Origin of the sequence: Edaphocola aurantiacus, from assembly GCF_019797745.1 — a bacterium.
Classification (GTDB): domain Bacteria; phylum Bacteroidota; class Bacteroidia; order Chitinophagales; family Chitinophagaceae; genus Edaphocola; species Edaphocola aurantiacus.
Genome location: NZ_VOSI01000002.1, coordinates 452,978 through 465,499, shown reverse-complemented (window position 1 = coordinate 465,499; position 12,522 = coordinate 452,978). Strand labels below are relative to the sequence as shown.

Here is a 12,522-nt window from a genome sequence, read left to right as displayed (position 1 = left end):
AATGCGAGCGCAAATTACCCTTATTATATACTATAAGATAATATGTTGATCCTATTTAACCATAAGTTCATATTGGGACCTATTCAACTGGCTTGCCGGTGCGGTAAACAGTACCTTTAAAAACACAGATAAGTTTACCTTCCTCATTATAGGTCTTGATATCATACAGGGCAGTCGTCTTACCCAGATTGATCTCCTGTGCCTCTACCGTCAGTCGCTGTCCTTCAAAAGCCGGACGGGTATAAGAAATAGACACTTCCATAGCCACACTCAGTATGCCATGGCTGTTGCAGGCAAATGCCAGTGCTGAGTCTGAAGCAGAAAATAATACCCCTCCATGCACCGTGCCGAATCCGTTCAGCATTTCTGGTCTTATGGTATAATGCAGTTTGCTGTATCCGTGATCTACCTTTTCGATATCCAGGTCCATCCATTGTGAAAAGCCATCTTTCTTCATTAAAATGTCTTTAGCTTGCTCCGGGCTCATAACCATTTAATTTTTGTTGGGTACAAATCTAAACATTTTCCGATCATATTAATTTAGGTGCCTGTTTAAACCCTGCGTAAATTGCACAGTCTTAAATGCACTAAATAGTTAGAGATGAAAAAAATACTATTACTGACAACGATTGCTGCTTCTTTTCTTTTAAGCGGATGTTATAAAGAATATGTGGATCCTTATCCACCAGACAATACCTATGAATTTGTAGATGAGTTTGTAGATAACCGTAATGACTGGAACTTTGCCGATAATGTAAATGATGCTTACGGGGTAGTATCCAACGGAACATTTTCTTTCAATTATCTCGATCCCAACGGAGTAGCTTCTTATGTAGCTAAAAATATACAGTTCAATCCCGATCGCAATTTCGTGGTTCAGACCCGTATCGGTTCTGATAATAATATGGGATTACTCTTTGGTTATGATGCTGCTTCCGGCGCATATGGTTATTCCTTCACCATCAGCGTAGATGGTTACCTCGCCCTTTATGATGAAGGCGGTAACGGAGGTAGTAATGATATTACCACAATCGTGAGTCCGCGTACTGCCAGTTATGTAAACGGTAACGGTAACTGGAATGAAGTTAAGATTGAGCAGTCTGGTAATAACTGGATCGGATATGTAAATGGTTATAAAGCCTTTACCGTACCAGCCAGGTATATTGTAAAGGGTAGCGTAGGCTTTGTAGTGGTTGGTAATACCCGCGGAGAAGCGGATTATATACAGGCCAATTATTACTAAAATAATTCATAAAATAACAATTTCAGGCTATAAAATCGGCATATACCCCCGGGTGTGTGCCGATTTTTTGTGAAAAATGGGTGTACATTTGCTGTAAAATCACATTTTATCACATTATTTTCTATGATGAATATTTTACTGTTGGGATCCGGAGGTCGCGAATCTGCCTTATCCTGGAAAATGAGTCAGTCTCCTCTTTGTCAAAAACTGTTTATCGCACCTGGTAATGCGGGTACGGCTGCATATGGTACCAATATTGCTTTGGGTATCAATGATTTTGAGGCGATCAAGGCTTTCTGTATCGAAAACCAGATCGATACACTCTTCCCGGGTTCGGAAGACCCTTTGGTAAACGGTATTTATGATTTTTTCAAAAGTGACGATGAACTGAAGCATATTACAGTAGTAGGCCCGTCTAAACTGGGTGCAGCACTGGAAGGCAGCAAGGATTTTGCTAAAGCCTTTATGCAACGCCACAATATTCCTACCGCAGCATATGCCACATTTGATGCCGGTAATTTTGACGAAGGTCTGGCTTATCTGGAGCAGCACAGTACACCTATCGTGCTGAAGGCAGATGGTCTGGCTGCAGGAAAGGGTGTAGTCATTACAGAAGATAAAGAAGAAGCGAAAAAAGTTTTTACCGCCATGATCAAAGAAGCACAATTCGGAGATGCAGGTAGTAAAGTAGTTATAGAGCAGTTCCTTACCGGTGTAGAATTATCTGTTTTCGCCTTTACCGATGGTAAACATTATGTGTTATTGCCGGAGGCAAAAGACTATAAGCGTATCGGTGAGGGAGACAAAGGCCTCAATACCGGTGGTATGGGCGCTATCTCACCGGTGCCGTTTGCACAGGGCGAGTTTATGCAAAAAGTAGTAGACCAGGTGGTTGAGCCAACGATCAAAGGTCTGGCTGCAGAAGAAATTCCGTATTACGGATTCGTATTCTTCGGTCTGATCAATGTAAACGGTGATCCTTTTGTGATTGAATATAACTGCCGTATGGGTGATCCGGAAACAGAAGTTGTAATGCCGAGACTGGAAAATGACCTGTTAGAGCTGATCGGACAGATGAAAGCCGGTACACTGGATAAAGCAGAAGTAAAACATAAAGCTGAAGCAGCCTGTACGGTAATGCTGGTAGCCGGTGGCTACCCGGAAGCGTATGAGAAAGGTGATGCCATCAGTGGCCTGGACCAGGTAAAAAGCAGTATAGTATTCCATGCAGGTACTACCACCAGGGATGGTGCAGTAGTCAGCAATGGTGGTCGTGTACTGGCCGTTACCTCTTATGGTAATGACATACAGGACGCACTGCGTACATCATATGAGAATATTGCATCCATATCTTTCCGGAACATGAACTTCCGTAAGGATATCGGGTATGAGTTTAAATAACCTCATCGATAACCGCCTAAATACGAGTACACATGAAAAAAGAAATGAAAAAAGTATTGGGAGCGGTAATGGCAGTAGCCATTGCCGGAAGTGTAGCCGGGTGTTTTAAAAACCCCACTACAGGCAGAACCTCGCTGAACCTGGTACCGGAAGGTACCCTTACCTCACTGTCCAATGAGCAGTACAACACCTTCCTTGCCCAGAACAAAAGAGTGACCGGCACGGCAGATGCGCAAATGGTACAGCGGGTAGGCAATAAACTGGCACAAGGCATTCAGGCCTATTATGCCGGTAAAGGCCAGAGCAGTATATTGAAAGGATTCAACTGGGAGTTTAACCTGGTACAGGATGCCCAGAAAAATGCCTTCTGTATGCCCGGCGGAAAAGTGGTTGTGTATACCGGAATTCTCCCGGTTACGGCAACAGAAACCGGACTGGCAGTAGTCATGAGTCACGAGATTGCCCACGCCATTGCGCGCCATGGTAATGAACGCATGAGCCAGGGACTGATACAGGAGTTTGGCGGAGCAGCACTGAGTGTAGCACTGGCCAATAAACCGCAGGAGACCCGTAACCTGTTCAATACAGCTTACGGAGTAGGAACCTCAGTTGGGGTTATCTTACCCTTCTCCCGCAAACATGAGTCTGAAGCAGATCTTATGGGACTGGACTTTATGGCTATGTCGGGATATAATCCTTCAGAGGCAGTAGGCTTCTGGCAAAGAATGGCAGCCGGTTCGGGTGGTGCCCCGCCGGAGTTCCTGAGTACGCATCCCAGCGATGCAACACGGATCAAAAATATCCAGAGCCATTTGCCACAGTCAATGGCGATCTATAGTACTAAAAAGTAATCATTTTAATATTTCAACAGATCGGGCGGCAAATTGCCGCCCGATCTGTATTATCTATATGTCAAAACGTTGTCCTGCTATGAAGGTAAACGGTAATGCCCTATGATCTCAAATTTGAAGAGGCAATCTTCCAGCACCTGGCCATTACCAATATTGTGTACAACCAGGTAATGCGTTCTGTCAGAGGCCGCCTCCTGGCTCACAATACCGATATGGGTCTGCCCCGCAGGCAGGCGCCAGGCCACAATATCGCCGGGTAAGTAATCGGTACCTTTTTGTGTAATGGCCATTTCATATTTCTTTCGGGAAAAATATGTCATCAGATTCGGTACCCTCCTGTGGTCAATATTCCGGTCGGTAGAGGTCCGGCCCCATATTTGGGGGTAAAGAGAGAAATGAGCCTGCATGTCTTCGTGCACCTCTTTCTGCAGATCGATACCTATCTTACGAAAGCTCCGGATAACGACATCTGTGCACACCCCTTTACCTTTGGGAACATCTCCGTTGGGATAATCAATAGCAAAGTATTGCGGGTCATATACAATCCGGTCATCTACTATGCCTTCTGCAGCCCGGGCCAGTTCATTACCCCTGGCTGTAGCCACAGGCAATACGGCTACGGCCTGCCCTGGAATGTTGTTATACCGGTCTGATTTGCCGGTCGATTTCTGTGCCGGACTATTGGTATTACAGGCATTCAGGAGACCTGCCAGTAAGAGGAAAAATAGATTTCGCTTCAGCATAAGGTATCTATGTTTACAAAAGACGCTAATTTTGTATTTTTCCATAAGTATGTACGCCCCCATTGAGATACGATACCTGACACCACAATTCTATCAATTGTCTAAAAGCACCTTTGTAAAAGGCATGCAGTGTCAGAAGTATTTATACCTCAACAAGCATAAGCCCAAAGAGCGCACCCCCCACGATGCCGCTACCCTGGAGCGCTTCCGGGAGGGCCGCGATTTTGAATACCTGTTTAAAAGCCGTTTTAGCCCGGCAGTAGATGTACCCGCCGTGCTGGGTAATGACGTGTATACAATGGGCGCCTCTTATACAAGCGCAGTATTGGAGCAGGAACCGGCAGTCACTATTTTCGAAGCCTGTTTTATCAGTGGCAAAACACTGGTGATGACCGATGTGCTGGTGAAGGAGGGAGATGCTTATACCATATACGAAGTTAAAAACAGTGAGCAGCTCAAACCCGTTTTTATCTGGGACCTGAGTCTGCAGTATTATATCTGCAGCAGCGCATTACAATCTCCGCTCACTTTCAATATAGTATTGAATGACGGGCAGGACGGATATAAAATCATAGACCTTACAGAAACGTTGCAAGCCAATTGTGCTGCAATGGAAGAGAAAGTAACTGCATTTCAGCAGTTGCTGAAAGAATCCGATGCACCGGCGATACATATGGGCCCGCAATGTGAACAACCCTATGCCTGCGAGTTTAAGGCTTACTGCAGCCGTACGGCCTAAAACAGACAAAGCCGCGCCAGGCGCGACTTTGTTGTCTACTCATACTACTATTACCTAAATAATAACCGGGGTTAGCACTACTAAAACTAAAACCGTTGTGATGCTAAAGTAGTATGCCTTTACGTGTCGGAAAAATAATATAGGTAAATGGCTGTTTTTTGTAGGAATATGTATTTTTTGACTATTTTATGCCGATGAAATACCACTTTTGGTCGCATTTTACATTTTGTATGTTGCGGTATGGACTAATTTTGAAGATCAACCGATCGATATGACTAAAAAGCAACGCACCATAATGTTTCATATACTGGGCAGTATCGGCTTCCTGATGATGCCCGTACTGTTTTCGCCCGATTTTAATACCGGACGAAACCTGTTTGCGATAAGACCTTTTCAGAATGTCTTCTGCCGGCAGGTACTGCTGCTGTTTTTCTTCTATCTCAATTACTATATTCTTTTACCCCGCTTGTTTTTTAAAGATCAGAAGCTACTGTATGTACTCATTAGTATAGCCTGCTTTTACCTGATCCTGAAACTGCCCGACTGGATATTTTTCTTTGAGCGTACCAGACCCAGCATAAGACCTCAGTTTCCGGCGCGGCAGCACCGCAGGGTTTCCCGTTTTGTTATGGAACTGTTTGGTGGCGGTATTGTACAATTCCTCATCATCTATTTTTCATCTATACTGATGAAGGTTAACGTACGTATGGATGAGATGCGTGAGGAGAAGACACAGGCAGAGCTGTCTTACCTCAAAGCACAGATCAATCCGCATTTCCTGTTCAATACCCTCAACAGCCTGTATGCGCTCACGCTTGAAAAATCAGATGGGGCGCCGGAGGCTGTATTGAAGTTGTCTGGCATCATGCGCTATGTAGTGAGTGAGAGTGCGCAGGACTTTGTGGCCCTCAGTAAAGAAATACAATATATCAAAGATTATATCGATCTGCAGAAGTTGCGGATCAGCGATAATGTACAGTTCAGTATGCAGATAGAGGGCAGTCCCGATGGTAAGCGTATTGCGCCCATGCTGCTGATCCCTTTTATCGAGAATGCCTTTAAATACGGAGTGAATCCCGATGAAGATTCTGTAATAGACATCAGGTTTGTGCTCTCCGATTACCAGCTGCACCTGACTGTACTCAATACCATTGCTGCAACTAGTTTTGACGAGCAGCACAAAACCGGTACCGGCATAGAAAATGTACAGAAACGACTGAACCTTGTGTACCCGCAGAAGCATAAACTCCAGTTTGCCACACAGGCGGACGGGATGTATCTTGTAGACCTGAAAATATTCCTGGAATCATGAAAGCAATTGCAATAGATGATGAACCATTGGCCCTTAAAGTAATCACCCATTTGTGTGAGCAGGTCGATTTTGTATCGCTGGAGAAAACATTTACCAGCCAGAGCGAAGCCGTAAAATACCTCAACAAATATCCTGTAGATCTGTTGTTCCTGGATATACAGATGCCGGTAAAGAACGGGATTGAATTTTATAAAATGCTGGAAAACGGGCCTATGGTCATTTTCACCACTGCATACAGTGAATATGCGGTTGAGGGCTTTAATGTAAATGCGACTGATTACCTGCTCAAGCCATTTTCTTCAGAACGGTTTATGCAGGCATTGGAGAAGGCTCGTAATGAGTGGAACTTCCGTAAGAACCAGACGACCCAAAGCCATCTGATGATCCGTGCCGATTATAAACTGCACCGCATCCCATATGAAGATATCCTGTACATTGAAGGACTGGACGATTATATACAGATCTACCAGGTAAATAAACCCAAGATTGTGGCCCGTTTTTCGATGAAGAATATTATGGAGCAGTTACCAGGCAACCTGTTCATAAGGGTGCATCGCTCCTTTATTGTGCCCCTGAAACGGATCGATTCGGTGCAATATAAATCATTGCAGGTAGGTGATATGACCATACCGATAGGGGAGACGTATAAAGATGAGATTCAGAAGCACTTTTAGTGCACCGACAGGCATTTTTACTTTTTATGGCTAAAATATTTAATATGGAAGCCTGTTTACCAAATGATATTATAGGGAATTAGCCTTTCTATTCCAATTTTTATCTTCAAAAACTATTATATTTGCAAAATCAATTTTTTTTAAATCCATAAAAATGAATTTACACGAATATCAAGCGAAAGAGTTATTAAAAAAATACGACGTTCCTGTACAGGAAGGTGTTGCTTGCTCTACCCCGGAAGAGGCAGTAGCTGCTTACGAGAAAATTGCTGCGGAAACTAACAGCAAATTTGCTGTGTTGAAAGCACAGATTCACGCGGGTGGTCGTGGTAAAGGTACAATGAAAGAAGTACCGTCTCAGCATGGTGTACAGGTTGTGAAGAGCGCTGATGATGTGAAAACGGTTGCTACAAATATCTTAGGTAATACACTGGTTACTATCCAAACCGGCGAAGCGGGTAAAGTAGTAAGCAAAATCCTGCTGGCAAAAGATATGTACTATGATGGTCCTAGCGATCGTAAAGAGTTCTATCTGTCTATCTTATTAGACCGCGCTACAAAACAAAACGTTATCATGTACTCTACCGAAGGTGGTATGGATATCGAAGAAGTAGCACACAGCACTCCTGAGAAAATCTACAAAGAGTTCGTAAAACCTGGTTATTCCCTGCAAGGATTCCAGGCGCGCAATATCGCATTCAACCTGGGTCTGACCGGTGATGCACAAAAAAATATGATCAAATTCGTAACCAATCTGTACAACGCTTATGTTGGTCTGGATTGCGGTATGCTGGAGATCAACCCTCTGTTCAAATCTGCTGATGATAAAATCATTGCAGTTGACTGTAAAATGAATATCGATGATAACGCCCTGATCCGTCACAAAGACATCGAAGCGTTAAGAGATAAATCTGAAGAAGATCCTACAGAAGTAGAAGCAGGTGAATTCAACCTGAACTACGTAAAACTGGATGGTAACGTAGGTTGTATGGTAAACGGTGCCGGTCTGGCAATGGCTACCATGGATATGATCAAACTGGCTGGTGGTGAGCCTGCTAACTTCCTGGATGTAGGAGGTACTGCTAATGCACAAACTGTAGAAGCTGGTTTCCGTATCATCATGAAAGATCCTAACGTAAAAGCTATCCTGATCAACATCTTCGGTGGTATCGTTCGTTGTGACCGTGTTGCTGCTGGTGTTATCGAAGCGTACAACAACTTAGGTGATATCCAAATCCCTATCATCGTTCGTCTGCAAGGTACTAACGCGGTAGAAGCTAAAAAACTGATCGAAGAATCTGGTCTGAAAGTACAATCTGCTATCCTGTTGAGCGAAGCTGCTGAACTGGTACAAAAAGCAGTTGCAGTTACAGCATAAGATTTCAGCTCCATAAGGAGTCAATATAAAAAAGACCCGTTCCGATTCCGGAACGGGTCTTTTTTATACCTATATCTCATTGCGATCTGGATCACAATCCAGTGCAAGTTTATACCTTGTGCCGGTAGAGCTGCACGGTTGTACCGGGATATAATAGCAATGAAAAGGCACGCATTCTATAATGCGTGCCTTTTCATAAATATAGTTTCGGGTACAACCCGTTTACCTTTAATCTTTATACTGCGTATTGATCGAGTTGGAAAACAACAGGGAATACAATGCCACAAACAGAAGGCTGGTCACCAGTGAAGCCAGCAGTTTTATCACCAGGTACAGCGGGGCATGAAGGCTCCAGATATCCAGCAGTAAATATGCCAGGTGATGGAGGAACAACAATATGCTGGAATAGGTCATAAACGGCGTCCAGTTCATCGTCTTTACAGAAGGCGACAGGTTCTTATACTCATATATCTTACGCGGCAGAATTGGCTTTAAAACTGCCATACGGGCAAATGCCATAAATACACAAGCCGCTGCATGTATACCACCGGTATTCATAAACATATCTACTGTAAGTCCCAGTCCAAAGCCGGAGATCAGCACAAACCATACAGGTGTGGAGATAGGCAGCAGCAGGATAAATAAAGGGTATACAAAAGGCGTAAAGGTAGGAAAGCCGTTAGGGCTAGTCCACCAGCGTAAAGACAATTTATTGAGCAGCAATACCTGGATACCGATCAAAGCCAGGAAGCGCAGGAAATTTCTTAAATATATACTCATTATTACAGAATCTCAGGTTATTTTTTATGTACCGCATCCATTGCCGCCTTCTCTTTGGCTGCCGCAGCTTTTTCCAGGTCTTTACGCTCTGTACCCAGGTTATCTTTCACCACGTATACATATTTCAGGTTACGGAAGTTGTTGGATAAGCGCAGTTTCAGGTTAAGAGAGTTATTCACTTTATAAGTATCAATTGCGACAACAGTACCTACCGGTACATTTTCCGGGTATACAGAATATGATGTGGTATATGCGGTATCGCCCTTTCTTACTTTAGTACGGATATCTACCTGCGACATCATTACAAAATCCGGAGAGTTATTGGACCAGCTGGTTACCCCTATATTACCACCGGCGATCTGTGTACTGATATTACGGGAACTGAGTACAGAAATGATAGTAGCATAATGATTTGATACATCCGCCACACGACCTACAATACCCTCGCTGGAAACCACAGCCATATCCTTACGGATACCGTCGGCAGCACCGCGGTTGATCGTAATATAGTTGTTGCGGTCATTTACAACAGAGTTATTAATCACACGGGCAGCAATGTATGTATAGGAAGCATAGCCCACAATCTTAGGATTACCAAATGGTCTCAGCTCCTGTACAATAGTCGGTTTTGCCGACTGTGTGCTGTCATTTACAGCAAGAGCGCTGTCTTTTCTGGCCTTAACCGTATCATATACCACCAATGGAACTTTGGCAGAAACATTCTGCAGGGTATCAAAATACTGAAATCCGGAAAGTTCATTATGCAGCCGTGCATTTTCTGCCAGCAACTCTTTATTGACCGTTCTGAGCTGGAAATAAGTAACTACATCATTCTGTTTTTCGTAAAAGAAGCCAGCCAATGCATTAGATGAATTGATCAGGTCAGAACCTTGCATGCTGTTACTTTTCACGATCAGCCGGAAACAGATCAGTTCCAGCAGGACGAACAGGATAACGTTCCAGTATTGTCGTATGAGCTGTATGAGTTTGACCACAAATACCGTCTTTTTATATTGTAAAATGGCTCAATTATTCAGTATTGTCTAATTGAGCCATTACTATGTGTTCTAAAAATTATTTCATCAGGAAGGTGAAACGATCGATGTTTTTCAGCGCCATACCTGTACCTCTTACTACCGCACGTAACGGATCTTCCGCAACATGTACCGGCAGTTTGATCTTATTGGAAATACGCTTATCCAGACCTCTCAGCAGGGCACCACCACCAGTTAAATACAGCCCTCTTCTGTAGATGTCAGAAGCCAGCTCAGGAGGAGTGCTTTCCAGTGCTTTCAGGATCGCCTCTTCAATTTTGAAGATAGATTTGTCCAGTGCTTCAGCAATCTCCTGGTAAGAAACCTGGATCTGCTTAGGAATACCGGTTACCAGGTCACGACCATTTACAGCAATATCATCCGGTGGATTATCCAGCTCTTTCAGAGCAGAACCTACATGGATCTTGATCTGTTCAGCAGTACGCTCACCAATGTTCAGGCTGTGATAACGACGCATAGCTTCCAGGATGTCTGCAGTAAACTCATCACCGGCAATACGGATACTCTGATCACAAACGATACCAGCCAGCGAGATCACGGAGATACCAGTGGTACCACCACCTATATCAATGATCATGTTACCCGTAGGCTCTTCCACATCAATACCGATACCTAAAGCCGCAGCCATTGGTTCATGGATCATGTACACCTCTTTTGCACCAGCCTGTTCAGCACTGTCGCGAACGGCACGCTTCTCTACTTCTGTGATGCTGGAAGGGATACAGATGACCATTCTCCAGCTTGGCGGGAATAACGGTTTCTTCGGATATACCATTTTGATCATTTCGCGCAGCATGCCTTCAGCCGCATCAAAGTCTGCTATCACACCGTCTTTCATCGGACGGATGGTTTTCAACTCCTCATGCGTTTTTTCGTGCATCATCATCGCTTTTTTGCCCACAGCCACTATTTTATTAGTGCTGCGTTCCTTAGCTACGATGGACGGTTCGTCAACCACTACCTGATCGTTATGAATAATTAAGGTATTTGCAGTACCTAAATCGATTGCAATTTCTTGTGTTAAAAAATTAAATAAACCCATTTTTGTTTGTATATCATTACTTGCAACCCTTGTCAGTAAAGCATCTTGCTAAAATGCCGGGAGAAAAAAATCACAATTATTTTACCCTGAAAAATCTCTGTTTTCCTTGTGTGGAAAATACTGGAGAATAAGAAAAGCAAAGCTAATTTTTTTATATATAAATAACAATTTGTTTTTAGAAATAGTGTAAAATTTATGTAAATCTTTAGATCTTAGTTATATGAGATTTTATGTAATGCCGAATAAAATCGTAATTTTGCGGCCTAAATTTCTATAATGATTCAGACAGATATCGCAATAATAGGCGCCGGTCCGGTTGGACTGTTTGCTATTTTCGAGGCAGGTTTATTGAAAATGCGTTGTCACCTTATTGATTATTTACCTCAGGTAGGTGGACAGCTTTCTGAAATATATCCTAAAAAACCAATATATGATATTCCGGGCTACCCTTCAGTAGGCGCGCAGGAACTGGTAGACAATCTGATGGAACAGGCAAAACCATTCCATCCTACCTTTACCCTGGGAGAGCGTGTAGAAGAAGTAGAACGCAGAGGTACTGCAGACTTCCTGATCACGACCAATCTGGGTACGCAGATCGAGGCTAAGGCTATCGTTATTGCTGGTGGCTTAGGTTGTTTCGAACCAAGAAAACCGGCTGTAGCCGATCTCGAAAAATTCGAAAACGGAAAAGGGGTTAATTACATGATCCTGGATCCTGAAAAGTTCAGAGGACAGCGCGTGGTGCTGGCCGGTGGTGGTGATTCTGCCCTGGACTGGACTATTTTCCTGGCAGATATCGTTTCAGAACTGACCCTGGTACACCGTAGCGAAAGCTTCAGAGGTGCTCCGGATTCAGTGTCTAAAGTGATGGAACTTGCTGAAAAGAAAAAAATAAACCTTGTTCTGAACACCAATCTTACTTCAGTATCCGGTAACGGAACCCTGCAGCAGGTAAGTATGGAGAACAGCAAAACCAAAGAAGCAACTACTATCGACGCCGATCATTTAATTCCGTTGTTTGGCCTGAGCCCTAAACTGGGACCAATTGAGAAATGGGGATTAAATATCGAAAAGAGCGCTATTGTAGTGAACACAGAAGACTACTCTACCGGTGTAGAAGGTATCTGGGCTATCGGTGATATTAACACCTATACTAATAAGCTGAAGCTGATCCTGTGTGGTTTCCATGAAGCTGCTTTGATGAGCCACAGTGTGTATAAATACATCAATCCGGGTGTAAAATACACAATGAAGTATACCACCGTAAACGGTGTTAATGAGTTTTAAGCAATAATTATTGTATA

13 protein-coding genes are annotated in these 12,522 nt (G+C 43.5%); 8 read left to right on the top strand and 5 right to left on the bottom strand.

Going from position 1 to position 12,522, the window contains the following annotated elements:
• Positions 1-79: 79 nt before the first annotated feature.
• Entirely contained in the window at positions 80-487 is a 408-nt protein-coding gene (locus FTD44_RS06540) for a hotdog fold thioesterase (RefSeq protein ID WP_129020277.1), read from the bottom strand.
• 114 nt (positions 488-601) lie between these two features.
• On the opposite strand from FTD44_RS06540, the gene FTD44_RS06535 reads away from it, so the two are divergent.
• The 3 genes from FTD44_RS06535 (at position 602) to FTD44_RS06525 (ending at position 3,495) form a co-directional block, all read left to right on the top strand.
• The gene (locus FTD44_RS06535; RefSeq protein ID WP_222165704.1) at positions 602-1,243 is read left to right on the top strand and encodes a hypothetical protein; all 642 of its coding nucleotides are present in this window, start codon (positions 602-604) and stop codon (positions 1,241-1,243) included.
• A 123-nt stretch (positions 1,244-1,366) separates the two neighbouring features.
• On the top strand, positions 1,367-2,644 hold the full coding sequence (gene purD, locus FTD44_RS06530; protein WP_246625363.1) for a phosphoribosylamine--glycine ligase: 1,278 nt from the start codon (positions 1,367-1,369) through the stop codon (positions 2,642-2,644).
• A gap of 32 nt (positions 2,645-2,676) precedes the next feature.
• Positions 2,677-3,495 carry a M48 family metallopeptidase gene (locus FTD44_RS06525; RefSeq protein ID WP_222165703.1) on the top strand — a complete coding sequence of 273 codons (819 nt, stop codon included), beginning with the start codon at positions 2,677-2,679 and terminating at the stop codon, positions 3,493-3,495.
• A 77-nt stretch (positions 3,496-3,572) separates the two neighbouring features.
• Here FTD44_RS06525 and FTD44_RS06520 read toward each other — a convergent pair whose 3' ends face one another.
• Complete coding sequence (locus FTD44_RS06520) at positions 3,573-4,238, bottom strand: DUF1287 domain-containing protein (protein WP_222165702.1); 666 nt, start codon at positions 4,236-4,238, stop codon at positions 3,573-3,575.
• Between the two features lie 49 nt (positions 4,239-4,287).
• Between FTD44_RS06520 and FTD44_RS06515 the strand changes: the two genes are divergently transcribed.
• The 4 genes from FTD44_RS06515 to sucC all read left to right on the top strand — a co-directional run bounded on the left by FTD44_RS06515 (position 4,288) and on the right by sucC (position 8,341).
• Complete coding sequence (locus FTD44_RS06515; RefSeq protein WP_222165701.1) at positions 4,288-4,977, top strand: hypothetical protein; 690 nt, start codon at positions 4,288-4,290, stop codon at positions 4,975-4,977.
• Between the two features lie 271 nt (positions 4,978-5,248).
• A complete protein-coding gene (locus FTD44_RS06510; RefSeq protein WP_222165700.1) occupies positions 5,249-6,289 on the top strand; it encodes a sensor histidine kinase in 1,041 nt (346 codons plus the stop codon).
• Positions 6,286-6,963, top strand: a complete 678-nt coding sequence (locus tag FTD44_RS06505) for a LytR/AlgR family response regulator transcription factor (RefSeq protein WP_222165699.1) — start codon at positions 6,286-6,288, stop codon at positions 6,961-6,963. Before FTD44_RS06510 ends, FTD44_RS06505 begins: the two co-directional genes overlap by 4 nt.
• A 154-nt stretch (positions 6,964-7,117) precedes the next feature.
• Positions 7,118-8,341 (top strand): ADP-forming succinate--CoA ligase subunit beta, encoded by a 1,224-nt coding sequence (sucC, locus tag FTD44_RS06500; protein WP_129020271.1) that lies wholly within the window; start codon positions 7,118-7,120, stop codon positions 8,339-8,341.
• A gap of 228 nt (positions 8,342-8,569) precedes the next feature.
• Here sucC and FTD44_RS06495 read toward each other — a convergent pair whose 3' ends face one another.
• From FTD44_RS06495 to FTD44_RS06485, 3 genes are all read right to left on the bottom strand, one after another.
• Complete coding sequence (locus FTD44_RS06495; protein WP_129020270.1) at positions 8,570-9,121, bottom strand: rod shape-determining protein MreD; 552 nt, start codon at positions 9,119-9,121, stop codon at positions 8,570-8,572.
• A 17-nt stretch (positions 9,122-9,138) separates the two neighbouring features.
• Positions 9,139-10,116: a rod shape-determining protein MreC gene (gene mreC, locus FTD44_RS16135; RefSeq protein WP_222165698.1), complete on the bottom strand. Its 978-nt coding sequence runs from the start codon at positions 10,114-10,116 to the stop codon at positions 9,139-9,141.
• Between the two features lie 79 nt (positions 10,117-10,195).
• On the bottom strand, positions 10,196-11,218 hold the full coding sequence (locus FTD44_RS06485) for a rod shape-determining protein (RefSeq protein ID WP_124636459.1): 1,023 nt from the start codon (positions 11,216-11,218) through the stop codon (positions 10,196-10,198).
• A 276-nt stretch (positions 11,219-11,494) separates the two neighbouring features.
• Between FTD44_RS06485 and FTD44_RS06480 the strand changes: the two genes are divergently transcribed.
• Positions 11,495-12,505, top strand: coding sequence for an NAD(P)/FAD-dependent oxidoreductase (locus tag FTD44_RS06480; protein ID WP_222165697.1), 1,011 nt, complete (start codon positions 11,495-11,497; stop codon positions 12,503-12,505).
• Positions 12,506-12,522: the final 17 nt, after the last annotated feature.